The sequence below is a fragment of the Alcaligenes sp. Lyrl_28 genome (assembly GCF_051948705.1).
In the GTDB taxonomy this organism is placed as follows: Bacteria; Pseudomonadota; Gammaproteobacteria; order Burkholderiales; family Burkholderiaceae_B; genus Alcaligenes; species Alcaligenes ammonioxydans.
The window spans coordinates 326,483-353,055 of sequence record NZ_JAYJLG010000004.1 but is presented as its reverse complement, the minus strand read 5'-3'; the positions used below and the strand labels follow the sequence as shown (position 1 = coordinate 353,055).

Below are 26,573 nucleotides of genomic sequence, written 5' to 3'. Positions count from 1 at the left end.
TGGCCGCAACCAGGATCACGCCGGTTCGCTGTTCATGAAGCTGCGCTTCTGATTTACAACCCCAGGGCGGACTTGGCGTTTTGCCAAACCCGCTGCAAACCTGACAGGCGGCCAACAAAAATCCCTGCGATGCGCGTGCATGGCAGGGATTTTTCTGGACCACATAAGCGGTGATCGATCGGCCTATAAGGATCAGCGATCCGATTCCTTAAAGCTGCAGACGGTATACACCGACAGGCCGGAGTCTGTTACCGCTTTGGAGCCGCCCAGCTCGGGCAGATCAATAATAGCCGCGGCTTCCACCACATTGGCCCCCAAACGCTGCAACAAGCGTGCAGCTGCCAGCAAGGTCCCGCCGGTCGCAATCAAATCATCAATCAGCAGTACGCGCTGACCAGGACGCACGGAGTCAGTGTGCATCTCCACACTGGCATTGCCATACTCCAGGGAATATTCTTCCGCCACCGTATTGAAAGGCAGTTTGCCTTTCTTGCGTACCGGTACAAAACCCAGATTCAGCTCATACGCCAGCACCGAGCCGACGATAAAACCGCGAGCATCCACACCCGCCACCAGATCCAGTTTTTGTCCCATGTAACGGTAGACAAACAGGTCAATCAGTACCCGAAAAGAGCGCGGGTCTTGCAACACCGGGGTGATATCGCGGAACGTCACCCCTGGCTTGGGCCAATCCGGCACATTGCGAATGATTTGACGGATGTACTGGGTGGGATCTATTTGCATGTCAAAGCTTCTACAACAGAAAATCCGGGCGCAAAGGGCGCACTTGGATACGTTGCAAGTGTACACAATTGGGCAGCAGCAACAAGGGCTCATCCCGCTTGTGCCCGCACGTTGTACTAATACGACGCGATTGAGTGGAAACTCCCGCAGACTTGACCGAGAAGGTCTTTTAGTTCGACGCTACAGTCGTTGCACGCGAGACAGCGACACGCTGCAAACGCCCTGCCTCGAACTGATAAACACAATCAACCAACGGCAGCAAACGCGTGTCGTGAGTCGCCATAATCACGGTTTTGCCCCGAGCGGCCGTCAGGATATCTTGCATCAGGGCCTGACTGGTCGGGCCGTCCAGACTCGCCGTGGGCTCATCCAGGAACCAGATATGGGCCGGCGACAACAAAACACGGGCCAGACATAAACGGCGCTGCTGCCCCAACGACAGTTGCTGCCCCCCCTCACCCAGCCAAGTGTCCAAGCCTTGTGGCAAGTCACGCACGACTGAATCCAGCTGGGCATCGTGCAGTACCTGCCACAGGCGCTGCTCGCAGGCCCCCGGATCGGCCAGCAGCAGATTATCGCGTACAGAACCCAGAAACAGCGGCGAGTCCTGCGCCAGCAAGGCGCAATGATCAAACCAACTGGCACGGCTCCAGTGTGGAGCCGGCTCGGCCTGAATAAGGTATTGCGGACCAGGCACCGGCAACAAGCGCATCAATACGCTTAGCAAGGTTGATTTGCCCGAACCGCTAGGGCCAAAAATCGCAATATGCTCGCCGGGCGGAACGTGCAGCGACAAGTGCTCCAGTACCGGCTGCGAACCATAAGCGAAACTCAGATCGGAAACGTCCAAGGAAGCGGGCCCATCCAGAACCATGGCCTGACCTTGCTCCTGCTGTGCTTCAAGCGGTTCATCTAAAATTCCCAACAAGCGTGTACTGGCCGCCTGAACTTCACCCAAGCGTGACGCTCCTCGCATCATGGGAGCCATAATCTCGAACAAACCCAACAAAGCAAGAACCAAACCGACCCATAAGGGCCCGCTCATGGCTTGTACATTCACCTGCTGCGCACCCACCAGCAAGCAGATCAACAGGGCTACGCCCATAAGAAGCTGTTGGAAAAACTGACCGGCAATGCCCCAGCCGTTGCTGCGCAACCGGGCTTGACTGAGCGCTTGGGCCAGCTTATCCACTTGTTTCTGAACAGCATCAGCAGCCGCAAACACCTGAATGTCGGCGTAAGCTCGTATCGCTTGATGCACCAGAACACGCTGGCGATTTTCCAGCTGATGGACCTGCTCGGCAGCACGGCTGGCACCCCGGGCGCAAAGGTAGGGAATCAGGCAGGCTGCCACCAGCAGGCAGGCCAGAATCAGCCAGGCCCACCAGGACAACCAGGTTTGCAAAACGGCACTGAACACCAGTCCGGCAAACACGGCAGTGGTCAAAGGCACCAGAATCAACAAGAGCACCAGATCAAGAACGGCGACATCCGAGGTCAGACTGGACGCCAGCTCGCCATCACGAAACTGCGCCAGACGGGACTGACTAAAGCGACTCAAACGCCCAAAAACCAGAGTCCGGATGCGAACCTGCAAATCCAAGGTCAAAGCATGGCCGACCACACGCTCCAGATAACGGGAAGCGATACGCCAAAATGACAAACCACGGATCATGGCGGAGGGGCCGAACAGATTAAAGACGATCCCCAAGGTCGCCAGAAAGGCGCTGCTCAGGAACCAGCCTGCGACCCCGAGCAGGCTGACGCCGGCTGCCACCGTACTGATCGCCAGAAGTACCGTGAACAGAACCGCTCCACGGCGTGCGCGCAAACTGGCACCTAAAAGGCGAAACCACGCTTTCATGCCGTCAACACTCCTTGGGCAATCTGCAAGCGGTTGGAACACATAGCCGCCAATTCCTGATCATGCGTGGCCACAACCAGACAGCGGCCCTGACAAAAGCGCAGAACATTGCGCATAACGCGATCTCGTGTGGCTGCATCCAGGCGGGAACTGGGCTCATCCAGCAATACAACATGCGGGTCCGTCAAGAACAGACGCGCCAAGGCCAGACGCTGTATCTGACCGCCGGAAAGCCCAAACCCCCCTTCACCCAGCTCAGTCTGCAGGCCGGCTGGCAGGGCTCGCACGAAATCGGCTGCACAGGCTTGTTCCAGGGCTTGCCACAGTTGCTCCTCATTGGCCTGCGGTGCTGCCAGACGCAAGCCGTCGGCAATCGTGCCCATCGCTAAAAAAGCCTGCTGTGAAATCAGTACCACCCCGTCATGACGAGTCAGCAAGCGTCCGGCAGTATCGCTGTTGCGCAGCAAAATCTCGCCCTGAGACAGGGGACGCAATCCAATCAGACTCTCCAGCAAGCTGGTCTTGCCCGAACCACTGGCTCCCAGAACCGCGTAAGACTGGTCTATGTACAGCTGCAGTCCGGGCACCTCAAGCAAGGTTCCACACCCACCCAACTGAGGCAAATGGACCTGACGCAGGACAAGAACCGGTAAATTAGGAAATACCGTTTGCACGTCCAGGCTGGAAGGCGCGGGAGGGATCAGATCCTGACCCAGGCTGGCCCATAATCGATCGATTTCCACAGCGGCCGCACGAGCCGCCGCGCGGTCATGGTAATTGGCCGCCAACTGGCGCAGGGGTTGATACGCCTCAGGTGCCAGGAGCAAGCAAAACAGTCCCTGCTGCAAACTGATACCGGAAAACGATTCACCCAGGTAACCCAGATACCCCAGGCCAATGTAGACAGCAATACCTGCCACACCCAAGGCCGCGAAAAACTCCAGAACCGCTGAGGATAGAAACGCGATGCGCAGCACTTTCATGGTGCGCGTGCGCAACTCCTGACTGGCCAGTTCAACACGCTGCAACTCGTCCTGCCCCCGGCCCATCAGACTCAGGGTAAAAATGCCACGCAGACGATCGGCAAAAAAACCCGACAGACGCAGCGTTGTTTGTTGTTGTTCACGGCTAGCCGCTTCCGCCCCCCAGCCCACCAAGGCCATGAACAGAGGAATCAGAGGCGTGCTCAACAAAAGAATCAAGGAGACAATGCCATCCACCGGCAAGACCGCCAGCACCAGCGCCAAGGGCACCAGGGCCGCCGCAGCCATGCAAGGGATGTAGCGCGTCACAAAGCCATCCAGTGCTTCGATTTGCGTAATCAAGCTAGTAGAAAGTTCACCGCTATTGCTAGCCCGCAAACGCGGCATCGTACTGCGGAACAGTCGGGCAAAAAGCTCCGAGCGCAGATCTTGTTTCAGATGTTCTGAAACTTTTTGAGCGCGGCGTTCCCCCAAAGCGGCAATGGCGGCGCGCAGCAGCAAAAGTGCGGCCACCATAAGGATAGAGAACAACTGCTCTGTCCAGGGCAGCCCGTCGACCACAATGGCCTGCACAATCTGTGCCAGCAACCAGGCCTGGGGGATCAGCAAGGCGCCGGCCAGCACCGGCGCCAACATGGAAACCCGCAAAGCCGTGCGGGCGCGGCTGGAAAACTGCCCCAGCCACTGCTGCGCGTTTGGACTTTGCGGGGTCAATCAGGCCTCGATATCTGCATTGGCCTGGGAGGCGGCTGCATTTTGCAACGCAGTGTTCTCACGCAGTTCGAACCACATCGCATTCAAGATGGAGAATGCGCAGGCCAGACCCAAACCTAGAACCCAAGAGAAGTACCACATAGGTGTTGGCCTCCTTAGTAAGAATGAGAAGAATCTTTCATGCTGGCAACCGATACCTTGCCACGCATGACGCTGTACACCCACGAGGTATAGAGCACGATGATGGGCAGAAACACCAGCGTGACCAGCAGCATGATCCACAGGGTCAGGTGACTGGCCGAGGCATCAAACAAGGTCAAACTGGAGCCGGGATTCAAGGACGATGGCAGCAGGAAAGGGAACACGGCAAAACCAAAGGTCAGAATGATGCCGGCCAGTGCCAGGGACGAGAACAGCAGGGCCAGCAAGCCACGACCACGTCCCGCCAGCAAAGCCCCGAGCAACAGGCCTGCAAAACCGATAATCGGTGCCGCCCACAAAGCGGGCCAGGTTCGGTAGTTGGCTAACCATCCGCCTTCGACCATCTCGACTGTCTTGCCAATCGGGTTGGACATGGCATGGGCCACTTCCGGCCAAGGCATGCTGTAGCCATTCATGGCAGTGATCCACCAGCCACCGGCAGCAAACGCCACGATAGCCAGCAATCCCAACGGCATGGCCCAGGCACGAGCACGTCGAGCGACCTGATCGCTGCCTTTCCAGGCCACCACGACCGCGCCCTGAAAGGCCAGCATCAGGATGCTGAGCAATCCACACAGGATGGCAAAGGGCTGGAACAGACCAAAAAAGTTACCTTGATACAGGGGACGCAGCGTGGTTTCGTCAAAGCCAAACGGCACACCCAGCATGACATTGCCAATCGCGACTCCGAACACCAGGGCACAAACCACACCGGAGGCGGTCCAGATCGCATCCCAGTTACGACGCCAGCGCGTAGAACTGAGCTTGCTGCGGTACTTGATGGCAACCGGGCGCACTATCAGGGCCACCAGCAGCAGCATCATGGCCAGATAAAAACCCGAGAATGCCATCGCATACAGCAAAGGCCAGGCGGCAAAAGCCACCCCGCCGGCCACAATCAGCCAGACCTGGTTACCTTCCCAGACCGGGCCAATCACGTTGTAGAGCGTACGCCGCTCGTCATCACTGCGCGCCACCAGCGGCAGCACCATGGCCACCCCCAGATCAGCCCCGTCCATGATGGCGAAAGCAGCCAACAAAACGCCCAGCAGCAACCACCAGATGATGCGCAAGGTGTCGTAATCGAGAAGAATCAGGCTATCCATAATGGTTTCCCCTCCTTAACCGCGCAGCAACGGCGCGTTACGCGAACCATAAGACAAGGCGGACGGTGCAGCGGTCTCGCCCCCCTCGTCCGGGCCTTTGCGTATTGAGTGCAGCATGACCTTGATGCCAATCACCGCCAGGGTGGAGTAGAGCAGCAAGAAGATGCTCATACTGATCATCAGGTCTACAAAGGACAGGCCCGAAGCTGCATAGTAGGTAGGCAGAACGCCTTCAATCGCCCAGGGCTGTCGTCCAAACTCGGCCACAAACCATCCACATTCGATGGCAATCCAAGGCAGAGGGATACTCCAGACAGCCGCCTTGAGCAGGCGTGGGTGGCGTTGCAGGCGGTCACGCGATGCCAGCACAAAGGCCACAATGAAGAACAGGATGAAGTACAGCCCCAGACCCACCATCACACGGAAGCTCCAGAACAAGGGAGCGACCTGTGGCACCGTATCCCAGGCAGCCTGAGCAATCGTGTCGGTGTCTGCCTTGGTGATGTCATCCGTGTAGCGCTTGAGCAGCAGCGCATAGCCCAGATCCTTCCAGTTATTATCAAAGACCCGGCGGGCTTCAATATTGCTGGCATCGGCGCGAACCAGCTGAAGGGCCTCGTAAGCGCGCAAGCCATTGGCAATACGGATCTTGGCATGCTCTACCAGCTCATTGATGCCCAGCATGGGCGTACTGACCGAGCGTGTCCCGATCAGGCCCATCACCCAGGGAATTTCCACGGCGAAGCGGTTTTCACGGGCCTCCTGATCGGGCCAGGCAATCAGATTGAAACTGGCAGGCGCTTCCTCGGTCTCCCACATGGATTCCATGGCTGCAATTTTCATTTGCTGATGTTCGGTCGTCAGATAACCGCTTTCGTCACCCAGGACCACGACAGACAAGGAAGCGGCCAAGCCAAAACTGGCGGCTACGGTCATCGAACGCTTGGCCAGGTCGATATGACGCCCGCGCAGCAGGTACCAGGCACTGATGCCCATCACGAACATGGCCCCCAGCACATAACCGGCACTGACGGTATGCACGACTTTGGCCTGCGCGACAGGGTTGAGAATGACCTGGGCAAAGTCGGTCATTTCCATACGCATGGTATGGGGATTGAAGATGGCGCCTACCGGATTCTGCATCCAGCCGTTGGCGACCAGAATCCATAGGGCCGACAGGTTGGTGCCAATGGCGACCAACCAGGTGACGATCAAATGCCCCAGCTTGGAGAGACGATCCCAACCAAAAAAGAACAGGCCGACAAAAGTGGCTTCCAGGAAAAAAGCCATCAAACCTTCAATGGCAAGCGGGGCGCCAAAAATATCGCCCACATAATGACTGTAATAAGCCCAGTTCATGCCGAACTGAAACTCCATCACAATCCCGGTGGCCACACCCAAGGCAAAGTTAATGCCAAAGAGCACTCCCCAGAACTTGGTCATGCGGCGCCAGATGGCCTTGCCCGTCATGACATACACGCTTTCCATGATGGCCAGCAAAAAAGACAGGCCTAGCGTCAAGGGCACAAATAAAAAGTGAAACATCGCGGTGGAAGCAAATTGCAACCGCGACAAGGTAACGACATCCAGATCAATCATGACGACCCCCAGTTTGATCAGCTTTGCGAATCTTTCCGGCGAAACCCAGCACCTTCTGAACTTTGCTACCTAAGCGCATCAGATTTTGCAGGGTTTCGGGCGGCAAGTGATGAACTTCGTCAAACCACCCACAAGCCAACTCAATCAACTCCAGCATTTCGTTAATGCGCTGCTGCCCGTATGCTTCCTCATCATTGACGGGCGCTTCCATAAGGATACTGCGCAACAAGGTTAATGTGGGGTCAATCTCGCGCTTGCGCTTTTCCTCCACCAAGGTACGAAAAATATCCCAGACATCCTTGGGGGATTCGAAATATTCGCGTCGCTCGCCGATCTTGTGCGTCATATTGACCAGACGCCAAGACTGCAGCTCGCGCAAGCTCATGCTGACATTGGAACGGGAGATGCCCAGCGTTTCGGCAATCTCGTCGGCGTGGAGGGGTTCGGGTGTAATGAACAAGAGCGCATAAATCTGGCCTACCGTTCGGTTGACCCCCCAGCGCCCGCCCATTTCCCCAAAGTGCAGAATAAAACGTTCTGCCTGTGGTCCTAGATTCATGGCTTCCTGAATTTTCAGTAATTACTGAAATTACAAAACAAGACGTATCTTAACCCTAAACTATTACGCCCGCCACTGGTCCAAACGCTTCTGATCGTACAATGTGCCTCCTGCGAATCAGCATGCCAAGCGCACACTTCACGTTTACAATTCCGCCATGAATACACCGGCACATTTCGATCCCGAACACATTCTGTCCTCGGCACGACGCACCTTCGCCATTGAAGTAGAGGCGTTGCAGGCGCTGGGTCAGCGCCTGGACCAGAACTTTGTCCAAGCCACCCAGTTGCTCGTGCACTGTCAGGGCCGGGTAGTGGTGACCGGCATCGGCAAGTCTGGCCACGTTGCGCGCAAAATCGCCGCGACACTGGCGTCGACTGGCACGCCGGCTTTTTTCATGCACGCTGCCGAGGCCCTGCATGGCGATCTGGGCATGATTACCAAGCAAGATGTGGTCATTGCCATTTCCTATTCGGGTCAGGCCCAGGAGCTGGTCACGGTGCTAACCGTGCTGCGGCGGATGGGTGCCAAGCTGATTGCCATCACAGGGCACGCCCAGTCCGAACTGGCTCAGAACGCCGATTTGCACCTGGATGCTCATGTCGAGCATGAGGCTTGCCCCCTCAACCTGGCCCCTACGGCCAGCACCACCGCCGCCCTGGTCCTGGGTGATGCGCTGGCCGTCGCCTGTCTGGAGGCCCGAGGCTTTAGCCGTGAGGATTTTGCCCGCTCCCACCCAGGTGGAGCGCTGGGCCGACAACTCCTGACGTTTGTGCGCGACATCATGCGCAGCGGCGAGCAGTTACCCGTCGTTTCCCCCGACACCCTGGTCCCTGATGCCCTGATCGAAATGTCCAGCAAGGGAATGGGCATGACGATCGTCACCGATCCCCAGGGCCGGCCGGTGGGCCTGTTCACCGACGGGGACCTGCGCCGCCTGATTGCGCGCGCAGGCGACATACGAAACCTGCCCGTGTCCGAAGGCATGTCGCGTGAACCGCGCAGCATTGCCGCCGAGGCGTTGGCCATTGAAGCGGCCGAGCAAATGGATGCCCTGCGCATCAGCCAAATGCTGGTATTGGACGCAAACGGGCTACTATTGGGAGCTCTGCACATGCACGACCTGTTGGCTGCAAAGGTAATCTGATCATGATGAACACGCCCACTGCCCCGCTTCACCCCGCTGAAGCCCAAATTCTGGCCAAGCTGCCCGAACTCGTTCGAAACCAGTTGCGCCAGTTGCGCATGATGGTCTTTGACGTGGATGGCGTATTGACCGACGGACGCCTGTGGTACAGCGCGAACGGCGAGGAATTCAAAAGCTTTCACGCGCTCGATGGCCATGGTTTGCGCATGCTCGGCGAGAGTGGCATCGGCGTGGCTCTGATTACCGGGCGTGAAAGCGGTATCGTGTCACGTCGTGCTGCCGAACTGGGCATTCCCTTCGTCCACCAGGGCGTACGCGACAAAATTGCCGTGCTGACGCAGCTGGCACAGGAAAATGGTCTGTCCCTGAGCGAGCTGGGATATATGGGCGACGATCTGATCGATTTGCCTGCCATGCAGCGCGTGGGGTTCTCCGCCAGCGTTCCTGAAGCGCCCTTCTATATTAGCCAGATCGCCAGCTGGGTGGCCACACAGCCTGCCGGCCACGGCGCGGTGCGTGAGTGCTGTGATGCCATCCTGGCCTCCCAGGGACGCCTTGCCGCTTTTATCACCGGGGGCCCCTTGAAGACCACGGGAGTCATTCAGTAATCATGCGCGACCGTCTACCTACCTTCATTTCCCTGTTGCTGCTGGCTTTGCTGGTACTGGCAACGCTGTGGGCGGTCGATTACACGCAACGCTCGGTCGCGATTGATCCCCCTCGCCGTGTTACCCACGAGCCCGACTCCTGGGCGCGCAATTTCACCATGATCAGCTCCGATGAAACGGGCATGGCAATCAGCCGCCTGGACGGAGAAATTGCCTATCACTACCCCGATGACGACTCACACGACATCACCTCCCCGCGGGCCGTCAGCAACCGGCCCGACTCGCCCCTGACGATTGCCACCTCGGACACCGCCCATATGAATGCAGGCGGTGACGTCATCACCATGAAGGGCAATGCCCATATCCACCGACAGGCCACGCCCGAGGAAGAGGCAATGGACGTGCGCAGCGAAGTGCTGATCATCCTGCCCGAGGAAGACGTGGTGTACACCAACGAACCGGCATTGGTCGTGAACGGCCAGTCCACCATGCGCGGCACCGGAATGCGTTACGACAATCGCGTTCGCCAATTGAACGTCATGTCGGAATCCGACGTTAAAATCTCGGGCCAGCAAACACAAAAAGCGCGTTCCTCCAATAGCTCTAAGGATTCCCCTCCATGACTACGCCTGACAGCGCCCGCCTGGGCCACAAGCCCATGCTCTCCTTTGGCCTCGTGCGCGGTGCCCTGGCCCTGTGCCTGAGCACAAGCGCTCTGGCCATGCTGCCTGCGGCCCCCGCCCTGGCCCAGGCAGCGGCCTCGGCGGCTGCCGAACCGGACACCTCTGTATTGTCCGATACCCTGACCTACGACGATATTGCCAAGCAAACGGTTTACAAAGGCAACATCATCCTGACGCGCGGCGCCATGACCTTGATGGCCGACCAGCTCGCAATCGAACAGGATGCGGAAGGCTTCCAGCATGGAACGGCCACCGTCAGTGAACGCCCCCGTGTCACGATTCGACAAGAAGACCCGGCCAAATTTGAGCTGATCACGGCCGAAGGCGTCCGGGCCATCTACAACGGCAAGACCGAAGAGGTCGAGCTCATTGGCAAGGCGGTGGTCAATCGTTATATTTGCGGCAAACTGCAAGACTCCATTCAGGGGCAACGCGTGATCTACCGGCAAAAAGACGGCACGTACCAAGCGTTCGGGGGAGCCGACTCCGCCACACGAGACGGTCGCGTACGCTCTGTGGCGCGCCCCCGCGCCAATGCCGATGCAGCCCTGGCCGAATGCCAACGCAAGTCTTCCTCCCGCAAATAGACCGGACACCCCTGAACCATGGTTGCTCCTAACAACCCGTCTACCCCCACCCGCGCCAGCCACTCGACCAAAGGCAGCCTGATTGCACAAGGCCTGCGCAAAACCTACGGCAAACGCACCGTTGTGCAGGACGTTTCCCTGAATGTGGAAAGCGGTGAGGTGGTAGGCCTGCTCGGCCCGAACGGAGCTGGCAAAACCACCAGCTTCTATATGATCGTAGGCATTGTGCCTGCCGATGCTGGCCGCATCGAAATTGACGGCACGCCCATTACCGCCATGCCCATGCACAAGCGCGCACGGCTGGGCCTTTCGTATCTGCCGCAGGATGCGTCTGTCTTTCGACGTCTGACCGTAGAGGAAAACATCCGCGCCGTACTCGAACTGCAACTGGACGAGAACGGCCGCCACATCAGCAAGCAAGACATCAACGAGCGCCTGGAAACCCTGATTAACGAGCTGCAGATCGGGCATATCCGGCAAAACACCGCCCTTTCCCTGTCAGGCGGCGAGCGGCGACGCGTGGAAATTGCCCGTGCGCTGGCCAGCAACCCGCGATTTATTCTGCTGGACGAGCCCTTTGCCGGGGTGGACCCGATTGCCGTGATCGAGATTCAACGCATTGTGCAATTTCTCAAGGGGCGCAACATCGGCGTGCTGATTACCGACCATAACGTGCGCGAGACACTGGGCATTTGCGACCGGGCCTACATCATCAGTGAGGGCACCGTTCTGACCAGCGGGCATCCGTCCGAAATCATCGACAATGAAGCTGTGCGCAAGGTTTATCTGGGATCGAACTTCCGGATGTAAGCCAATTTCAAGCCTGGTAACCGGACCGGGCGGGGCCAAGGGTTTTCCTGCACATCACAGATTGATTCAGGTCATGTTATCTGACCCACATATAGGTATACTGGGATATCCAAGATCAGTAGTAAGGAGGCTAAAGACGACGATATCCCCCCTCTAGAACAAGTTGTTTGACTACTACGGAGAGCCTATATGAGCCTTAACATCACTGGCCGTAATCTTGACATAACTCCTGCCATTCGCGACTACGTCAAAAGCAAAATTGGTCGAATTGAAAAGCACTTCGACAACGTGGTTGACTCGCAGGTTATGCTTTCCATTGAACGTCTGAAGCACACTGCCGAAGTGACCGTCCGTGTCCCCGGCAAAGATATTCATTGCGCATCTTCAGACGAGAACTTGTATGCCGCGATTGATCTGCTGGCCGATAAGATTGACCGACAGATCCTGAAATACAAGGAAAAGGCAAACAGCCATGCGCATGAGCCCGCCAAGCGGCTCGAAGTTCCGGCTGCCTGATCACGCCGAACTGGTACAGCAGGCATAGCCCTGCCAACAAACCCCGTACTTTTCATAAGTTCGGGGTTTTGTGTTTCAGGGCGTATCTGTCCGCCTGTTGTTAGCCATCCAAAAAATGTTTAGCTAAAAAACATTCCCCCCTATAATGGCCGTCATGAATCTCTTGTCGCGTATATTGCCTTTGTCCAACGTGGTTCTAGATCTTGCTGTCACCAGCAAGAAGCGCGCTTTTGAACAAGCCGGACTAATATTCGAGAACCATCACGGCATTGCCCGGACAGCCGTTTTCCATAGCCTGATCGCTCGCGAGCGCCTGGGCTCCACCGCTCTTGGTCACGACGTTGCTGTGCCGCACGGTCGGATCAAGGACCTCAAGGAGCCTTGTGCCGTTTTCATGCGTCTGGCCGAGCCGGTGCGTTTCGATCCCAGCGATGGCCGTACCGCCAGCCTGCTGTTCTTTCTGCTGGTTCCCGAGACGGCCACTCAAATCCACCTGGACTTGCTGGCCGAGATCGCCCGCCTGATGGCCGATCAGGATATCCGTCAGGCACTGGCACAGGAAACGGACCCGGTTCAAATACACCAGCTCCTGACCCAGACCCCCGATCTCAACGCGGAACATTCCGATGCTGACAGTTCAAGAACTGGTCAATGATAATCACGACAAGCTCGAGGTAAGCTGGGCAGCCGGAAAACATGCTGCCCTGCGCCCCATCCCCGACCTTGGTGCTTCTGCCGCGGATCTGGTCGGCCATCTGAACCTGATCCATCCGGGCCGCATTCAGGTTTTCGGCCCCGAAGAGCTCTCTTTCTACAGTCGCTTTGACGTCAAGCGTCGCCTGCATCACCTGGATGATCTCAGGCAAGGCGGAGTTCCCGCCCTGTTCATCGCCAATGACGCCGTCGCTCCCGACGACCTGATCCAGTTTTGCGAAGAACAAGGCGTACCCCTGCTCTACACGCCTATTGATGCCGCCCAGCTCATTGATCTGCTGCGCATTTATCTGGGCAGACGTCTGGCCCCGAAAACCACCATGCACGGTGTCTTTATGGATGTGCTGGGTTTGGGGGTACTGATTACCGGCGAGTCGGGACTGGGAAAAAGCGAACTGGCGCTGGAATTGATCTCGCGTGGTCACGGTCTGGTGGCAGACGATGCGGTCGAACTGTCCCGCACCGCCCCCAACATGATTGACGGTCAGTGCCCACCCCTACTGCAAAATCTGCTTGAGGTACGGGGCCTGGGTCTGCTGGACATACGCACCATTTTCGGCGAAACCTCCGTTCGTCGTAGAATGAAGCTTAAACTAATCGTGCACCTGGTCCGTTCCAACCCCGACAGTTTCGAGCGTCTGCCCACCCAGGACCAGACGCAGGAAGTGCTGGGGGTCGACATCAAACGTGTCATGCTCCAGGTGGCCGCAGGCCGAAACCTTGCGGTGCTGGTGGAAGCGGCGGTGCGCAATACCATCCTCGCTTTCCGCGGCATTGACACCATGGGCGATTTCATCGAACGCCAGGCACTGGCTATCATGAATAGCCGCGAAGACTAGGCACCCCAGGGCCATTCGCACTCAGCGTGCCCTGAGGGCTTTGTCCTGTTTCACCTAACCGCCGCCCGCCTGCCGGGCAGCGACTCGGAGCCTTTTGCCACAATGCTGAAAGTTGTATTGATTACCGGCATATCCGGTTCGGGAAAATCAGTTGCCTTGCGTCTGCTGGAAGATACCGGCTATCTCTGCATAGACAACCTGCCTCCCCGATTTCTGGCCGAATTTGTTCAGCGTTCTGCTGAACAGGGGCTGGAGCGACTGGCCGTCGCCATTGACGTGCGCGGCGCCGGTGATCTGGACATCCTGCCCGGAGTCATCAGCAAGCTGAACGAAGAAGGCTATGCCCTGCGCGTACTGTTTCTCAATGCCAGCGATCACACTCTGATGCAGCGTTACTCGGAATCGCGTCGCCGTCACCCGCTGACAGACCGCCTCCGTCAGGACGGCCGCTCCCCCTCGCTGCAGGAATGCATCGAAGCAGAGCGGGAAATGACCGCTCCTTTGCGCGAACTGGGCCACATTATCGACACCACGGACCTGACACCCGGCCAGCTGCGCGCCTGGATTCGCGATCTGGTGCAGGCCGATCGGGCCAGCGTGGTGCTGACCTTTGAGTCCTTTGCCTACAAACGTGGCGTGCCCGGCGATGCCGATCTGGTATTTGACGTGCGCTGTCTACCCAACCCGCACTACGACCCCGAACTGCGTCCCATGACAGGCCGGGACGAGCCAGTGGCCAAATGGCTGGCCCAGTTCGGCTCCGTGGAAACCATGATCGATGACATCGCGGGTTTCGTGCGGCGCTGGCTACCTTTATATATGCAGGACACTCGCAATTATCTGACTGTAGCCATTGGTTGCACGGGCGGTCAGCATCGCTCTGTCTATGTAGCGGAACAACTGGCACTGCGTTTTGCCGATTATGCGCCCTTGCTGGTACGCCATCGCAACCAACCGCCTATCAATCCCGTCCCATGAGTCATTCCCTTTTTTACAAATTAGGCGCCGTGCTGAGCATACTGGCCTTGCTGGCCGGGTGCTCATCCAGCCCCAAGCGCGCCAAACCCAAAGCCAAACCGGGGGCCACCGTTTCAGCGCCGCGAGGCGGAGGTTATTACAAAGACGATGGCCCCCACTCTCGCATACCGGCCAATCTGCACGCCACTCCCAACGCCACCCCTCGCATAGAACCGATCGCCCGCAGCAATACCCGTCCCTATACCGTGCTCGGCAAAAGCTTTGTTCCTCATACTTCCCACAAAGCCTTTACCCAGACCGGCACCGCTTCCTGGTATGGACGCAAGTTTCACGGCAAGAAAACCGCTAATGGCGAAACCTACGATATGTATGCCATGACGGCGGCCCATCCCACCTTGCCTATTCCGAGCTATGCGCGTGTGACCCGGCCCAAGACAGGCAAATCTGTCATTGTGCGCATCAACGATCGCGGCCCCTTTCACAGCTCACGCATCATCGATTTATCCTACGTCGCGGCAGCCAAGCTGGACTTGATTGCGCCCGGCAGCGGCACTGTCCTGGTGGAAGCGATTACCGAGGAAGAAATACGTAATGGCAGCTTTGAGCAGGGCGACATTGAGCTGGCCCAGGCCGAGGCTGAAACACCCCTCGACACACTGGCCATCGCCGAACCCCAATCCAGCCTGACCATCACGGAAACGCTGGAGCCTACGCCCGATGCCTTGTCTGCCCTGCCGCAAGAAGAGCTGACGATAGAGCTGGATGATTCCCCCAGCTGGAGCAGCGATGCCAACGATCAGCAGTTGATTGTGCAGGCGACGACAACAAACACCAGCAAGCCGCAGGCTCCTTCGGGTCAAAGCCGGGTTTACCTCCAGTTCGGCGCATTCTCTGCAAGAGAGAATGCCGCCGCCCTGGCGCAACAGCTCAATCGCCAGATAGCGCAGGTGGAATACCGCGATGCCCAGGTTCAGACCCACAACGATCTGTACCGCGTACAGATCGGGCCCTACCCCAATCGCACCGAAGCGATTAACGCGGCCTACCGCATCAAGCAAAAAACCGGTCTGAGCCCCTCTGTCGCTGTGCGCTAAGGTATTGGGAGAAGCAATCCGACCGGCTCCAGCTCACTAGCCTTGGGGCGCGTTTGCCAAGCCCCAGGCATAGAGTACATCGCGGGAAATCCCGGTTGCCTGACTGGCAATGCGGGCGGCGTCCCGCAATGAAACCTGCTCCAGCAGGGCCTTCATCCACCGCTGCGTAGTTGCATCCAGAACAGGCGCATCCTCATCAGGCTCTCGCGGGGCCTCATGCAAAATCAGCACAAACTCCCCTTGCTCCCGGTGACTGTCCTCATCCAGCCAGGCCAGAGCCTGCCCCAGGGGCACGGTGTGAATCTGCTCGAAACGTTTACTCAGTTCACGCGCAAAAGTCAGCTCCCGCATTGGGCCGCATACCTCTTGCATATCGCGCACGGCGGCACGCAGGCGGTGGGGCGACTCGAACATCAACACCGGCATGCCCAGGCTGGACCAATGCTGCAGCCACTTGCGACGCGCCACCGTCTTGGGCGGCATAAAGCCGGCAAACGCAAATGCAGGGTTCTCGTCGCTCGTGGCGCCACTACCCATCAAGGCGGCAATAACGGCCGAGGCTCCGGGCAAAGGCACGACCTGAAACCCGGCTTGTCGCACTGAGCGCACCACACGCGCACCCGGGTCACTGACAGCAGGTGCCCCCGCATCCGACACCAAGGCCACTCGCTGCCCTTGCTCCAGACGCTGAATAATGGCCTGAGCCGCCTGCGCCTCGTTGTGACGATGAGCCGCCATCAACGGCGTTTGTATGCCCCAGGCCTGTAAAAAAGGGCGCGTTGCCCGTGTGTCCTCGGCCGCAATAATGTCACACAGCTCCAGCGCCTGCCAGCCGCGCAGGCTAAGGTCTCCCATATTGCCAATGGGCGTGGCCACCACATACAGACAAGAGGATGGCCAGACCTGGCCCTGTACCTTGTCCATCATGCTTTGCCAGACTGCCGCGTTCACTGTCCGGTTTTCGGTATCGCTCATGCTCGATCCTGCTTATTCATCATCGTGTATCCCTATGAACCTCTTTGACTACGCCCGCCAGGCTCAAAATCGGCAACTGCGACGCAAACCGCAGCGTCGCCCAGCAAGCAGAAAGGCTGAGCCCAGGCGCTCTCCCAGTCAGACAAGTGGCGATCAGGCCGAACAGCGCGCCTGCGAACATGTCCTCGCTCATGGAGCCCGCGTTCTGGCCCGCCAATTACGTACTCGCTTTGGGGAAATTGACCTGGTCCTGTGCCATCAAGAGCAACTTGTGTTTCTGGAAGTGCGCCAGCGCAATCACAAGACCTACGGAGGGGCGCTTGCCAGTGTAAACCGGGATAAGCAACGGCGCTTGATCCTGGCCGCCCAACACTGGCTGCCAATCCTGAGCCAACGCTATTTTCATGGCCGGCTGCCAGCCTGCCGTTTTGACGTGATCGCGATTGAAGGCGATACCCTGACCTGGGTCCAGCAGGCCTTCGAACAAACTTGAGCCCGTTCCAACCAGGCCTGACTAGCTGGGAATTTTTCGGCAAGGACACTGTCCTATAGAAAAAATCGGGCACCTGCCCCTATTTCAATCCGGATACAGCATCTGGTTTCAATACCGTGGCGTTTTTTTCAACATGACACGTTCTGCCTGCCCCACAGGGAAATTCTCCGTGCGATAATGCGCGCTATGGACCTTATCGCCTTAATGACTTCGCATTTCGACGATTCCGTCGATACCCTCAAAGCCAGCACCCGCGAACTGGCCGAACCTTTGGCCGCCGCTGTCGAGCTCTTGTTTGCCACCCTGGCTAACGACGGCAAGATTCTGGCTTGCGGAAACGGCGGATCAGCAGCCGACGCCCAGCACTTTATTGCAGAGCTGGTGGGCCGTTTTGAGCGCGACCGCCTGCCTTTGGCCGGCATTGCGCTGAACACCGATACCTCGATCATGACGGCGGTGGGCAACGATTACGGCTTTGACAGTATTTTTGAACGCCAGGTCAGTGCCTTGGGCCAGACTGGCGACATTCTGGTGGCCATCTCCACCAGCGGCAACTCGCCTAATGTCATCCGCGCCATCGAGGCCGCCCGCGAGCGCGATATGGTCATCATTGCCCTGACAGGCAAAGGCGGCGGAAAAATCGCCGAGCTGCTCTCGGACACAGACATTCATCTTTGCGTACCGCACGATCGAACCATGCGTATTCAGGAAGTACACATTGTTCTGTTGCATGCCATGTGCGATGGCATTGATGCCCTGCTGCTGGGAGATCCCCTATGAAACACCGTTTGATTCTGGCCGCCCTGCTGGCCAGCACCACACTGACCGGCTGCGGACTACTGGTGGTCGGCGGCGCTGCCGCCACGACCGCTGTCGTAGCTACCGACCGTCGCACCACAGGCGAACAGGTCGAGGACAAAACCATTGTCATGAAAGCCGGCGCGGAAACACGTCGCCTGCTGGAGAACAAGGAAGGTCGCATCAACACCACCTCCTACGCCGGGCTTGCCCTGCTGACGGGGGATGTGCCCACCCAGGCTGACAAGGAAGAGGCGGGACGTCTGGTCTCCAAAGTCGACAAAGTCACTCGCGTGGTCAATGAATTGCGCGTGGGCGAGCCCACCCCGTTGAGTGTGCGTTCGAACGACTCCTGGATTACCACCCGGGTCAGCACCGCCTTGCTGAACGCCAAGGACGTGCCTAGCCGCACGATCTCCACCACAACCGAGCGTGGCGTAGTCTACCTGCTGGGCCGTGTCACTCACGAAGAGGGCGAACGCGCCGCGATTGCCGCCTCCAGCGTGCCCGGCGTGAACAAAGTGGTCAAGCTCTTTGAGTACGTCAGCGCCGAAAGCCTGGCACAACCTTTTAGCACCAACAATCAGCCAAGCACTGCCCCCGCTGGCACAGCGGCTCCGGCAGCACAGCCTGCTCCCGCCTCTTCTGTAGAAGTGATGCCTGTCCAATGAAAAAAGTAGTCATCATTGCCTTTGTCGTTGCCATCGCTGTAGGTCTGGGCGTATGGACCATGTCCGGCAGCGCCAAGGCCAGCGCCCCGGACGTCGCCTTCACCGACCTCAATGGCAAACACTTTGAGACCAAAGATCTGCAAGGCAAAGTAGTCCTGGTGAAGTTCTGGGCCACGGACTGCACCACCTGCGTTGCGCAAATGCCCGACAACATTGAGAACTTCAATGCCTTGTCCAGCAAGGGATTTGATATCGTGGCCGTCGCCATGAAGCACGACCCCATCAATTACGTGCGCAATTTCACCCAGTCCCGCCAACTGCCGTTCACGGTTGTCCATGACGACAAGGGCGATCTCGCCAAGGCCTTTGGGGACGTCCGTCTGACGCCCACTGCCTTTTTACTCGACAAACAGGGTCACATCATCAAGCGCTACCTGGGCAACTACGACAAGCAGGAGTTCATTGCTACTGTCGAAAAAGCCCTGGCCAGCAGCTAAGCTCCTGTTTTTGCCCCAGCCACATAACCCCGGGTACCAGCAGTGGACCCGGGTTTTCTTCAAGTGAGCGCATCAATGAGCACCACAGATCCGCAGAATTATTCCTCGACCGTCAAAGCAGAAGTTTTGTCCGAGGCCCTGCCCTATATTCGTCGCTTCCACGGCAAAACCGTTGTCATCAAGTACGGTGGCAATGCCATGACCGAAGAAGCTTTGCAGCGCAGCTTTGCCCATGATGTGGTCTTGCTCAAGCTGGTTGGCCTCAAGCCCGTTGTGGTGCACGGTGGCGGCCCCCAAATCAACGACGCCCTCAAGCGCGTGGGTAAGGAAGGCACTTTTATCCAGGGCATGCGCGTGACCGACGCTGAAACCATGGAAGTGGTGGAGTGGGTTCTGGGTGGTCAGGTACAGCAAGACATCGTCATGATGATCAATGAAGCCGGCGGCAAGGCCGTCGGTCTGACAGGTAAGGACGGTGGCATGATTCGTGTCACCAAAAAAATGCTGCCTGACGCCGAGCACCCCGGCCAACTGCTCGATATCGGTTTTGTGGGCGATATCGAAAGCATTCAGCCCGAGGTGGTCAAAGCCTTGCAAGATGACCAGTTCATCCCCGTGATCTCCTCGATTGGATACGGCGAGGACGGTCAGGCTTACAACATCAATGCCGACGTGGTGGCCGGCAAGATGGCCGAGGTGCTCAGTGCGGAGAAACTGGTCATGCTGACCAACACCCCCGGCGTGCTGAACAAGGAAGGCCAGTTGTTGCGCCGCCTGTCGGCTCAAACGATTGACGAGCTCTTTGCCGACGGCACAATCTCCGGTGGCATGCTGCCCAAGATTTCCTCGGCTCTGGATGCCGCCCGCAACGGGGTCAATTCCGTCCATGTCATCGACGGACGTGTTCCCCATTGCCTGCTGCTGGAAATCCTGACTGACCGTGGTGTTGGCACCATGATCAGCTCGCATTAATCCGTGCGCGCTCCAATCCGTGCCCATGCCTGGGCACGGCCTTTGTCTGCCTGCCAGCCCGATGAGACCATCTGGCTGTTTGACCTGGATAACACCCTGCACAATGCCTCTCAAGGCATTTTTCAGGCTATTGACGGGCGCATGCGCATCGGCGTGGCGCAAACCCTGGGTGTAGACATGGACGAGGCCGACCGGCTGCGTCTGGAATACTGGCAACGCTATGGCGCAACCATGATTGGCCTGCATCGCCATCACGGCGCCGACCCGGCGGCCTTCCTCAAGCACGCGCACGATTTTGATGTGCCTTCCCTGATCAGTGCCGAGCCGGGCCTTGCCTACCAGCTGCGCCGCCTACCGGGCTATAAGCTGTTGTTGACCAACGCGCCCCAGGACTACGCACATCGTGTTCTGAAGGCACTGAATTTGCTACCGGTTTTTGATGGCCTGTGGGCTATTGAGCACATGCAACTGCAAGGTCGCTATCGCCCCAAGCCCTCGCAGGCGCTGATGAAGCAGGCCTTGGCCATGCTCAAGGCGCAGGCTCGCGACATTGTGCTGGTGGAAGATACCTTGCGCAATCTGAAAAGCGCCAGACAACTGGGGATGCAAACCATCCACATCTATAACGCGGGCACTCCCTTTAGCGCCATGTATCATGGCCGCAGCCCTTATGTCGATCACCGCATCAACCGCATCGCCCAACTGGTCAAGAACTGGCCACGCCTCTAAGGGCCTTACCATCCCTGTCACGATAGCGAGCCAATTCCCTTTTTCAGTGATGTGTCGTCAAGAGCGGCCATTTTGCTGCTCTTGACTCACCGACATACACAGCGGTCAGAAAAAAATCAGACCTGATGGCGCTGTTCCACCGCTTCGGCACCGCATACCGGGCAGGCCGGATCTTTGCGAAAACGCACCGTATGCCAATTCATGTTGAAGGCATCCACGCTTAACAAACGGCCGACCAAAGGCTCTCCGAAGCCGCCTAACAGCTTCAAGGCCTCGACTGCTTGCGCACTACCCACCATACCCAGCAAAGGCGACAGAACGCCTGTGGTAGCGCAGCGCAATTCCTCAACATCATCGGCTTCGGGGAACAGGCAGTGGTAGCAAGGGGCGTCGGGCTGACGCAGGTCATAGGTGCTGACCTGCCCCGAAAAACGAATCGCCGCACCGGACACCAATGGTTTACGCAGGGCCACGCAGGCGCGGTTAATGGCGTGGCGGGTCGCAAAGTTGTCGCAGCAATCCAGCACCAAATCGACTTGCCGAACCCAATGCATCAAGCCCGCTTCGTCCAGACGCTGAACGACAGGAGTGACCTTGACTTCAGGATTGAGCTGCTCAATGTGCAGCTTGGCAGACTCGACCTTGTCCCAGCCCAGACGATCAGTGGTGTGAGCAATCTGGCGTTGCAGATTGCTCAATTCCACTTGATCATCGTCGACCAGAATGATGGAGCCCACCCCCGAAGCTGCCAGATACGCCACCACCGGGGAGCCCAGGCCTCCGGCTCCAACTACCAGGATGCGGGAGGCCAGCACCCGCTCCTGCGCTTCCACCCCGAACTCGTCGAGCAGAATATGCCGCGCATAGCGCAGTAATTGCTGATCTTCCACGTCAAGAGCCTGTGTTTACGGAGTTACCGGCTCGAGCCCTTTCGGGGTGATTCGGAACCGCTCAACGCTGGGTTGCTGATTCAGGGGACTTTTTTTTTCAGTCGATTCGGACGCCACGTCCTTCTCGCGCTGGGCAGCAGCCTGCTTGGCGGCAGCAACTTTGGCCGGATCATTTTTCATGACCGGACGTCCCGCCAAATGGTTCAGCGCCTGCTGCAACTGATAATCGTCGTCACCACCAAACTCGAACATCTTGAATTCGGGGCTCATACCCAGATCAGGCTGTTCTTCTTCGGTGCTTTCATCCACTTTACTGTTGAGCAAATGGCGTTTGAGATCCACCTCACGAGGCAGACGGAACAAATTACCTTGTGCGGTATCGTCCACCACCACATCTGGCTGAACGCCCGTCACCTGAATCGACGTGCCGTTAGGCGTGTAATACAAAGCGGTGGTCAGCTTCAGCCCTGAGTCCTCGGACAGCGGCACCACGCTCTGCACCGAGCCCTTGCCGAAGGTGCGATTACCAATAATGGTGGCGCGCTTGTGATCCTGCAAAGCACCAGCCACAATTTCCGAGGCCGAGGCCGAGCCCACATTCACCAGCACAACGATAGGCACGGTCTTGAGCCAGTCCAGCTTTTTCAGGACATCCGCATCCGTGTCGAGCTCGCCCAGCACGGACTGCATGGACTTGACGTAATACTCGCGATTGGACGAGGGGATACGGCCTTTGGTCGATACCACCAGGTCGCCCGAATCCAGAAAGGCGGACGAGACGCCAATAGCGCTTTCCAGCAAGCCACCAGGATCGTTGCGCAGGTCAATGACCAAACCTTTCGGTGCGCCAGGGCCTTTGTAGACTTCGGACAATTGCTTGATCAGATCAGCCGCCGTGCGTTCCTGGAACTGGGCAATGCGCACGTAGGCCACGTCGTCAGCCAGCATCTTGGAGCGCACGCTGCGCACCTTGATGACATCGCGCACCAGATTAAATTCCAGCGGCTTGTCCCGGCCAGCACGACGAATCGTCAGTTTGATCGATGTATTGGGCTCGCCACGCATTTGCTTGACTGCATCATTCAGGCTCAAATCCTTGGTCGGTTTGCCATTGATGTGCGTGATGATGTCGCCAGCCAGAATGCCGGCACGGGCAGCCGGTGTGTCTTCAATCGGCGAGATGACTTTGGGCATCCCGTCCTCGCTACCGATTTCTATGCCCAGACCGCCAAACCCGCCCTGGGTCATGGCTTCCATTTCCTTGAACGCATCCGCATCCAGATAGGCCGAGTGCGGGTCCAGATCGGTAAATAGCCCCTTGATCGCATTATTGACCAGGGTCTGATCCGTCAAAGGTTCCACATACGTGTTCTTGATGGCAGCGAACACATTGGCGAACTGTTGCAGTTCGCGCAAAGGCAATGGCTCGCCGCGTTGAGCGACCGCAGTAATGCCAAGGCTGATCAAAATACCGCCCACAGCACCTGCTGCCACTAGTCCAATGCTGCCAATCCTTCGAGTGCTCATGCACATTCCCATTATTTTCAGATTCAAGACGGGGCCACCTCCCGGAGCTGACCCGACCATGCATTATAAGAGTAGCGTAAAGCGCCGACCAGCGTGAACTGGGCTTGAGTCGCTACCCTGCGCTACAAATGCGAGCAAAAGTAAACGGCGGCCCAAAAAAACTCAGGGCCCCAGCCAAACCTGCGGATTAATGGGCTTGCCCTGATGGCGCAACTCAAAATACAGGCCCGGCTCAACCTGCCCGCCAGTCGCCCCCACCCGCGCAACAGCGTCTCCGCGCCCCACGACATCACCGACCTGCTTGAGCGTGCTCTGGTTATAAGCGTAAACGCTCAGGTAGTCGCGCCCATGATCAATAATCAGCAAATTACCAAACCCGGTCATCCAACTGGCAAAGACCACCCGACCGGGGGCCACCGCACGGACCGTAGTGCCGGCTGACGCCCGCAACACAATACCGCGCCAAATACCGCCGTCAGGCCGCTCGGCACCGAACTTGCCTTGCACTTGTCCCCGCACGGGATAGGGCAAGCCCCGCTTCAAGCCCTGAAATCCACCTTCGGGCTCCAAGGCAGGCGCGGCATACTGCTCCACAGGCTCTTCCTCCACCTGCACCTCCCGCACCTTGGGAGCAACAGGCTTGCCAATCGGCTCGCTAGGCTCGGATGAGGCCTCCAGACTATCAGACAGCAACCGCTCGTTTGTCGTCGGTGGCGTGTAGGTCAAGGGCGGACGCGGAATGGCTTGCGCCGGCTCTGCTGGCGCCGGTTTGCTGGGCGGCAGGGCTGGCGGCAATGGTGGCTGGGTAGCGCGGGCGCGCTCCAACAGCTCCCGCTCGCGTTCCAGACGCGCCTGCTCACGGGCGGCCTGCTCCTGCTCGGCCTTGCGACGCAATTCCTGCTGGCGAAGCTGCTCGGCCTTGCGCGCCTCCTCGGCACGACGAGCGGCCTCCCGGCGACGTTGCTCTTCAGCACGGCGAGCTAGCTCGGCCTGGCGGGCAATCTCGGTTTCCAGCCCAGAGATCAAGTCTCCCAGGCGCTTGTCATTGCTTTGCAAATTGGCTGCCTGGCCACGCTGGCGCTCGAGCTCCGCGCTGATGTCCGCCACCACCTTGGCCCGCTTTTCTTTCTGTTCCTGCAAGGCCACTTTCTGGGCAGCCGCCTCAGCAGCCAGTTGCTCCTGTTCTTTTTCACGCGCGGCAAGCTGAGCCTGCAGGCGATCCAGTCGCTCTACAGTACGACGCACCTGATGCACCTGCTCGGTCTGTTGACGCGACACATAGCCCAAGTAATACAACTCGCGGTTGATGGCGTTGGGGTCATCGCCGGACAAGAGGGCGGCCCAGGGAGAGACGCCATTGGCGTACTGCGCGCGCAACTGCTCGGCCAGTTCCTGCTGACGCTGCGCTTTAAGCGCCTGTTGTTCGCGAATCTGCTTGCCTAGGGTGCCCAGCTGCTCGTGCAACTGCTCTTGCCGCTGTTCGATCTGGGCCAGCGTGCGATCGATATCGGAGATCGCCTGCTCGGATTCACGCAAGGCATTGGCCGCATCACGACGAGAGCTTTCACTGCTGTCAATGCTCTTGCGTAAGGATTCGATTTTCTGGCGCAGCTCTGCCTGCTGCTTTTGAGCCTGGGCCTGGCGCGCGGCCAGATCCGGGTCCACAGCCAGTACCGGAAAGGTCCAGGCTGCCAGCAACAGGCAAACGCTGTAGCGCCACATTGTTTACTGCGCCTTGCCCTGATTGGCGACCGCTTGCATCTGGGCCGCAATCGCTTCCTGGTCGCCCAGGTAGTAATGGCGGATAGGACGCAGGTTCTCATCCAGCTCGTATACCAGTGGCTGACCGGTCGGAATGTTCAGGTGAACAATATCCTCATCGGAGATGCCGTCCAGATGCTTGATCAAAGCGCGCAGGCTGTTGCCATGAGCGGTTACCAGAACACGGCGTCCGGAACGGATGGCCGGCGCAATGGACTCGTCCCAGAACGGCACGACACGGGCCACGGTGTCTTGCAAACATTCGGTGCGCGGCAATTCATCGGCCGGCACACGGGCGTAACGAGCATCAAAGCGTGGGTTGCGTGGATCATCCTCGGCAACGGGATCAGGAGCGATTGCATAGGCACGACGCCAGATCAGAACTTGATCCTCTCCGTACTTTTGTGCGGTTTCGGCTTTATTTAAGCCTTGTAAAGCACCATAATGGCGTTCGTTCAAACGCCAGCTCAAACCGATAGGAGTGTGCATGGCGTCCATCGAATCCAGGGCGATCCAAAGGGTACGGATAGCGCGCTTGAGGACCGAGGCAAAAGCCAGGTCGAACTCAAAGCCGTTTTCTTTGAGCAGATCACCGGCCTGCTTTGCCTGTTGGCGCCCGGTTTCGGTAAGATCGACATCGGTCCAGCCAGTAAACCGGTTCTCCAGGTTCCACTGGCTTTCGCCGTGCCGCATCAATACAAGTTTATACATGGTAAAAACAGCCTCGAGGTTGAAAAATTGGCGCCACTCTATAATCGTGTGATCCGACCTTTTTTTCTTGCTTTTCTTGGTAATCAACAGGATTTAACGTGGACTTCATCTTAAGTCAGAACAATCTTCTAATTTTAGCAATTGCGGTGCTTGCCGGCATTATGCTGTTAATACCCAGCTTTTTCAAAGGCCGTGCCGGGCGCGCAGTTTCAAGCTCTGAAGCGGTACAGATGGTAAACCAGAAAGACGCTATTTTGATTGATCTACGTAGCGCCGATCAGTTCAAGACCGCGGCAATTGCGCAATCGCGCAACATCCCGGCTGCCGACCTTGACGCCAAGGCCAACAGCCTGCCCAAAGACAAACCTGTCATCCTGGTGTGTGAAACTGGCCGTAGCGCCCAACGCAGCGTTGCGGTTCTGCGCAAACATGGCATTGAGCAGGCCTACACACTGGAAGGCGGTATCCAGGGCTGGATGCAGGCCAGTCTGCCCGTCAAAAAATCGTAAGCTCTCCTTCTACGAGGCTCTCATGGCAAAAGTCACGATGTACTCCACAATGGTGTGCCCTTATTGTGTGCGCGCTGAAATGCTGCTCAAACAACGCGGCGTCACCGAAATCAATAAAATCCTGATTGATCGCGAACCGGAACAGCGCGCCCTGATGATGGAGCGTACCGGTCGACGTACGGTTCCCCAAATCTACATTGGCGACACCCATGTAGGTGGCTACGATGATCTGGCCGCTTTGGACCGTGAAGGTGGTCTGCTGCCTTTGCTGGCTGCCTGATTTTTTTTCTAACC

30 protein-coding genes are annotated in these 26,573 nt (G+C 58.0%); 18 read left to right on the top strand and 12 right to left on the bottom strand.

Translation table 11 applies throughout. The annotated features are described in order from the left end of the window. Nucleotides 1–192 precede the first annotated feature (192 nt). From VF694_RS12270 to VF694_RS12240, 7 genes are all read right to left on the bottom strand, one after another. On the bottom strand, nt 193–744 hold the full coding sequence (locus tag VF694_RS12270) for an adenine phosphoribosyltransferase (RefSeq protein WP_003802109.1): 552 nt from the start codon (nt 742–744) through the stop codon (nt 193–195). A 169-nt stretch (nt 745–913) separates the two neighbouring features. Continuing rightward, nucleotides 914–2,608, bottom strand: coding sequence for a thiol reductant ABC exporter subunit CydC (gene cydC / locus VF694_RS12265; RefSeq protein WP_440164473.1), 1,695 nt, complete (start codon nt 2,606–2,608; stop codon nt 914–916). Next, complete coding sequence (gene cydD, locus VF694_RS12260) at nt 2,605–4,305, bottom strand: thiol reductant ABC exporter subunit CydD (protein WP_230406211.1); 1,701 nt, start codon at nt 4,303–4,305, stop codon at nt 2,605–2,607. Before cydD ends, cydC begins: the two co-directional genes overlap by 4 nt. Beyond that, on the bottom strand, nt 4,306–4,446 hold the full coding sequence (gene cydX / locus VF694_RS12255) for a cytochrome bd-I oxidase subunit CydX (RefSeq protein ID WP_003802112.1): 141 nt from the start codon (nt 4,444–4,446) through the stop codon (nt 4,306–4,308). It abuts the gene before it with no gap. A gap of 14 nt (nt 4,447–4,460) precedes the next feature. Then, on the bottom strand, nt 4,461–5,612 hold the full coding sequence (gene cydB, locus VF694_RS12250; protein WP_003802113.1) for a cytochrome d ubiquinol oxidase subunit II: 1,152 nt from the start codon (nt 5,610–5,612) through the stop codon (nt 4,461–4,463). A gap of 15 nt (nt 5,613–5,627) precedes the next feature. Further along, on the bottom strand, nt 5,628–7,211 hold the full coding sequence (locus VF694_RS12245; RefSeq protein ID WP_003802114.1) for a cytochrome ubiquinol oxidase subunit I: 1,584 nt from the start codon (nt 7,209–7,211) through the stop codon (nt 5,628–5,630). Continuing rightward, the gene (locus tag VF694_RS12240; RefSeq protein WP_003802115.1) at nt 7,204–7,770 is read right to left on the bottom strand and encodes a GbsR/MarR family transcriptional regulator; all 567 of its coding nucleotides are present in this window, start codon (nt 7,768–7,770) and stop codon (nt 7,204–7,206) included. Before VF694_RS12240 ends, VF694_RS12245 begins: the two co-directional genes overlap by 8 nt. Before the next feature lie 157 nt (nt 7,771–7,927). On the opposite strand from VF694_RS12240, the gene VF694_RS12235 reads away from it, so the two are divergent. The 10 genes from VF694_RS12235 (at nt 7,928) to VF694_RS12190 (ending at nt 15,746) form a co-directional block, all read left to right on the top strand. Further along, nucleotides 7,928–8,917, top strand: coding sequence for a KpsF/GutQ family sugar-phosphate isomerase (locus VF694_RS12235; RefSeq protein WP_003802116.1), 990 nt, complete (start codon nt 7,928–7,930; stop codon nt 8,915–8,917). Nucleotides 8,918–8,919: 2 nt separating this feature from the next. After that, nucleotides 8,920–9,525, top strand: a complete 606-nt coding sequence (locus VF694_RS12230; RefSeq protein WP_003802117.1) for a KdsC family phosphatase — start codon at nt 8,920–8,922, stop codon at nt 9,523–9,525. 2 nt (nt 9,526–9,527) lie between these two features. Continuing rightward, entirely contained in the window at nt 9,528–10,148 is a 621-nt protein-coding gene (lptC, locus tag VF694_RS12225) for an LPS export ABC transporter periplasmic protein LptC (RefSeq protein WP_003802118.1), read from the top strand. After that, nucleotides 10,145–10,795, top strand: coding sequence for a lipopolysaccharide transport periplasmic protein LptA (gene lptA, locus VF694_RS12220; protein WP_003802119.1), 651 nt, complete (start codon nt 10,145–10,147; stop codon nt 10,793–10,795). Before lptC ends, lptA begins: the two co-directional genes overlap by 4 nt. A gap of 18 nt (nt 10,796–10,813) precedes the next feature. Beyond that, the gene (lptB, locus tag VF694_RS12215; protein ID WP_003802120.1) at nt 10,814–11,605 is read left to right on the top strand and encodes an LPS export ABC transporter ATP-binding protein; all 792 of its coding nucleotides are present in this window, start codon (nt 10,814–10,816) and stop codon (nt 11,603–11,605) included. A 189-nt stretch (nt 11,606–11,794) separates the two neighbouring features. Further along, nucleotides 11,795–12,121 carry a ribosome hibernation-promoting factor, HPF/YfiA family gene (gene hpf / locus VF694_RS12210; RefSeq protein WP_003802121.1) on the top strand — a complete coding sequence of 109 codons (327 nt, stop codon included), beginning with the start codon at nt 11,795–11,797 and terminating at the stop codon, nt 12,119–12,121. A 154-nt stretch (nt 12,122–12,275) separates the two neighbouring features. Beyond that, nucleotides 12,276–12,776, top strand: a complete 501-nt coding sequence (locus VF694_RS12205; RefSeq protein WP_059318337.1) for a PTS sugar transporter subunit IIA — start codon at nt 12,276–12,278, stop codon at nt 12,774–12,776. After that, on the top strand, nt 12,748–13,674 hold the full coding sequence (hprK, locus tag VF694_RS12200) for an HPr(Ser) kinase/phosphatase (protein ID WP_003802126.1): 927 nt from the start codon (nt 12,748–12,750) through the stop codon (nt 13,672–13,674). The genes VF694_RS12205 and hprK overlap by 29 nt, the downstream gene beginning before the upstream one ends. A gap of 102 nt (nt 13,675–13,776) precedes the next feature. Beyond that, entirely contained in the window at nt 13,777–14,652 is an 876-nt protein-coding gene (rapZ, locus tag VF694_RS12195; protein ID WP_003802127.1) for an RNase adapter RapZ, read from the top strand. Then, nucleotides 14,649–15,746 (top strand): septal ring lytic transglycosylase RlpA family protein, encoded by a 1,098-nt coding sequence (locus VF694_RS12190; RefSeq protein WP_003802130.1) that lies wholly within the window; start codon nt 14,649–14,651, stop codon nt 15,744–15,746. The genes rapZ and VF694_RS12190 overlap by 4 nt, the downstream gene beginning before the upstream one ends. A gap of 36 nt (nt 15,747–15,782) precedes the next feature. Here VF694_RS12190 and rsmI read toward each other — a convergent pair whose 3' ends face one another. Beyond that, the gene (rsmI, locus tag VF694_RS12185) at nt 15,783–16,721 is read right to left on the bottom strand and encodes a 16S rRNA (cytidine(1402)-2'-O)-methyltransferase (protein WP_003802132.1); all 939 of its coding nucleotides are present in this window, start codon (nt 16,719–16,721) and stop codon (nt 15,783–15,785) included. A gap of 34 nt (nt 16,722–16,755) precedes the next feature. Here rsmI and VF694_RS12180 point away from each other — a divergent pair, with 34 nt between their 5' ends. The 6 genes from VF694_RS12180 (at nt 16,756) to VF694_RS12155 (ending at nt 20,881) form a co-directional block, all read left to right on the top strand. Next, the gene (locus tag VF694_RS12180) at nt 16,756–17,214 is read left to right on the top strand and encodes a YraN family protein (protein WP_059318215.1); all 459 of its coding nucleotides are present in this window, start codon (nt 16,756–16,758) and stop codon (nt 17,212–17,214) included. A 186-nt stretch (nt 17,215–17,400) separates the two neighbouring features. Beyond that, nucleotides 17,401–17,994, top strand: coding sequence for a phosphoheptose isomerase (locus VF694_RS12175; protein ID WP_003802136.1), 594 nt, complete (start codon nt 17,401–17,403; stop codon nt 17,992–17,994). Next, on the top strand, nt 17,991–18,683 hold the full coding sequence (locus VF694_RS12170; protein ID WP_003802139.1) for a BON domain-containing protein: 693 nt from the start codon (nt 17,991–17,993) through the stop codon (nt 18,681–18,683). The genes VF694_RS12175 and VF694_RS12170 overlap by 4 nt, the downstream gene beginning before the upstream one ends. After that, complete coding sequence (locus VF694_RS12165; protein WP_240209455.1) at nt 18,680–19,180, top strand: peroxiredoxin family protein; 501 nt, start codon at nt 18,680–18,682, stop codon at nt 19,178–19,180. Before VF694_RS12170 ends, VF694_RS12165 begins: the two co-directional genes overlap by 4 nt. A 75-nt stretch (nt 19,181–19,255) precedes the next feature. Next, on the top strand, nt 19,256–20,152 hold the full coding sequence (argB, locus tag VF694_RS12160; RefSeq protein WP_003802143.1) for an acetylglutamate kinase: 897 nt from the start codon (nt 19,256–19,258) through the stop codon (nt 20,150–20,152). 3 nt (nt 20,153–20,155) lie between these two features. Then, a complete protein-coding gene (locus tag VF694_RS12155; RefSeq protein ID WP_003802144.1) occupies nt 20,156–20,881 on the top strand; it encodes a pyrimidine 5'-nucleotidase in 726 nt (241 codons plus the stop codon). Nucleotides 20,882–20,997: 116 nt separating this feature from the next. Here the strand turns inward: VF694_RS12155 and VF694_RS12150 are convergent, their stop codons facing one another. From VF694_RS12150 to gpmA, 4 genes are all read right to left on the bottom strand, one after another. Next, nucleotides 20,998–21,771, bottom strand: coding sequence for a HesA/MoeB/ThiF family protein (locus VF694_RS12150; RefSeq protein ID WP_003802145.1), 774 nt, complete (start codon nt 21,769–21,771; stop codon nt 20,998–21,000). 15 nt (nt 21,772–21,786) lie between these two features. Then, the gene (locus tag VF694_RS12145; RefSeq protein ID WP_039943413.1) at nt 21,787–23,298 is read right to left on the bottom strand and encodes a S41 family peptidase; all 1,512 of its coding nucleotides are present in this window, start codon (nt 23,296–23,298) and stop codon (nt 21,787–21,789) included. Between the two features lie 162 nt (nt 23,299–23,460). Then, nucleotides 23,461–25,020, bottom strand: coding sequence for a murein hydrolase activator EnvC family protein (locus VF694_RS12140; RefSeq protein ID WP_440164471.1), 1,560 nt, complete (start codon nt 25,018–25,020; stop codon nt 23,461–23,463). Between the two features lie 3 nt (nt 25,021–25,023). Then, a complete protein-coding gene (gpmA, locus tag VF694_RS12135) occupies nt 25,024–25,770 on the bottom strand; it encodes a 2,3-diphosphoglycerate-dependent phosphoglycerate mutase (RefSeq protein ID WP_219235183.1) in 747 nt (248 codons plus the stop codon). A gap of 161 nt (nt 25,771–25,931) precedes the next feature. On the opposite strand from gpmA, the gene VF694_RS12130 reads away from it, so the two are divergent. Both VF694_RS12130 and grxC read left to right on the top strand, forming a co-directional pair. Continuing rightward, nucleotides 25,932–26,279 carry a rhodanese-like domain-containing protein gene (locus tag VF694_RS12130; protein WP_237714429.1) on the top strand — a complete coding sequence of 116 codons (348 nt, stop codon included), beginning with the start codon at nt 25,932–25,934 and terminating at the stop codon, nt 26,277–26,279. A 22-nt stretch (nt 26,280–26,301) separates the two neighbouring features. Then, complete coding sequence (gene grxC / locus VF694_RS12125; RefSeq protein WP_003802150.1) at nt 26,302–26,559, top strand: glutaredoxin 3; 258 nt, start codon at nt 26,302–26,304, stop codon at nt 26,557–26,559. Nucleotides 26,560–26,573 lie beyond the last annotated feature (14 nt).

Excerpts from the sequence above, each read along its gene's own strand:
- lptB (WP_003802120.1), top strand. The coding sequence starts at position 10,814 with ATGGTTGCTCCTAACAACCCGTCTACCCCCACCCGCGCCAGCCACTCG.
- gpmA (WP_219235183.1), bottom strand. The coding sequence starts at position 25,770 with ATGTATAAACTTGTATTGATGCGGCACGGCGAAAGCCAGTGGAACCTG.
- argB (WP_003802143.1), top strand. The coding sequence starts at position 19,256 with ATGAGCACCACAGATCCGCAGAATTATTCCTCGACCGTCAAAGCAGAA.
- VF694_RS12145 (WP_039943413.1), bottom strand. The coding sequence starts at position 23,298 with ATGAGCACTCGAAGGATTGGCAGCATTGGACTAGTGGCAGCAGGTGCT.
- VF694_RS12240 (WP_003802115.1), bottom strand. The coding sequence starts at position 7,770 with ATGAATCTAGGACCACAGGCAGAACGTTTTATTCTGCACTTTGGGGAA.
- hpf (WP_003802121.1), top strand. The coding sequence starts at position 11,795 with ATGAGCCTTAACATCACTGGCCGTAATCTTGACATAACTCCTGCCATT.
- VF694_RS12205 (WP_059318337.1), top strand. The coding sequence starts at position 12,276 with ATGAATCTCTTGTCGCGTATATTGCCTTTGTCCAACGTGGTTCTAGAT.
- VF694_RS12245 (WP_003802114.1), bottom strand. The coding sequence starts at position 7,211 with ATGATTGATCTGGATGTCGTTACCTTGTCGCGGTTGCAATTTGCTTCC.
- lptA (WP_003802119.1), top strand. The coding sequence starts at position 10,145 with ATGACTACGCCTGACAGCGCCCGCCTGGGCCACAAGCCCATGCTCTCC.
- VF694_RS12130 (WP_237714429.1), top strand. The coding sequence starts at position 25,932 with ATGCTGTTAATACCCAGCTTTTTCAAAGGCCGTGCCGGGCGCGCAGTT.
- VF694_RS12180 (WP_059318215.1), top strand. The coding sequence starts at position 16,756 with ATGAACCTCTTTGACTACGCCCGCCAGGCTCAAAATCGGCAACTGCGA.
- rapZ (WP_003802127.1), top strand. The coding sequence starts at position 13,777 with ATGCTGAAAGTTGTATTGATTACCGGCATATCCGGTTCGGGAAAATCA.
- cydX (WP_003802112.1), bottom strand. The coding sequence starts at position 4,446 with ATGTGGTACTTCTCTTGGGTTCTAGGTTTGGGTCTGGCCTGCGCATTC.
- cydB (WP_003802113.1), bottom strand. The coding sequence starts at position 5,612 with ATGGATAGCCTGATTCTTCTCGATTACGACACCTTGCGCATCATCTGG.
- VF694_RS12190 (WP_003802130.1), top strand. The coding sequence starts at position 14,649 with ATGAGTCATTCCCTTTTTTACAAATTAGGCGCCGTGCTGAGCATACTG.
- lptC (WP_003802118.1), top strand. The coding sequence starts at position 9,528 with ATGCGCGACCGTCTACCTACCTTCATTTCCCTGTTGCTGCTGGCTTTG.
- VF694_RS12175 (WP_003802136.1), top strand. The coding sequence starts at position 17,401 with ATGGACCTTATCGCCTTAATGACTTCGCATTTCGACGATTCCGTCGAT.
- VF694_RS12170 (WP_003802139.1), top strand. The coding sequence starts at position 17,991 with ATGAAACACCGTTTGATTCTGGCCGCCCTGCTGGCCAGCACCACACTG.
- VF694_RS12230 (WP_003802117.1), top strand. The coding sequence starts at position 8,920 with ATGATGAACACGCCCACTGCCCCGCTTCACCCCGCTGAAGCCCAAATT.
- cydC (WP_440164473.1), bottom strand. The coding sequence starts at position 2,608 with ATGAAAGCGTGGTTTCGCCTTTTAGGTGCCAGTTTGCGCGCACGCCGT.
- hprK (WP_003802126.1), top strand. The coding sequence starts at position 12,748 with ATGCTGACAGTTCAAGAACTGGTCAATGATAATCACGACAAGCTCGAG.
- rsmI (WP_003802132.1), bottom strand. The coding sequence starts at position 16,721 with ATGAGCGATACCGAAAACCGGACAGTGAACGCGGCAGTCTGGCAAAGC.
- VF694_RS12140 (WP_440164471.1), bottom strand. The coding sequence starts at position 25,020 with ATGTGGCGCTACAGCGTTTGCCTGTTGCTGGCAGCCTGGACCTTTCCG.
- VF694_RS12235 (WP_003802116.1), top strand. The coding sequence starts at position 7,928 with ATGAATACACCGGCACATTTCGATCCCGAACACATTCTGTCCTCGGCA.
- VF694_RS12270 (WP_003802109.1), bottom strand. The coding sequence starts at position 744 with ATGCAAATAGATCCCACCCAGTACATCCGTCAAATCATTCGCAATGTG.
- grxC (WP_003802150.1), top strand. The coding sequence starts at position 26,302 with ATGGCAAAAGTCACGATGTACTCCACAATGGTGTGCCCTTATTGTGTG.
- VF694_RS12165 (WP_240209455.1), top strand. The coding sequence starts at position 18,680 with ATGAAAAAAGTAGTCATCATTGCCTTTGTCGTTGCCATCGCTGTAGGT.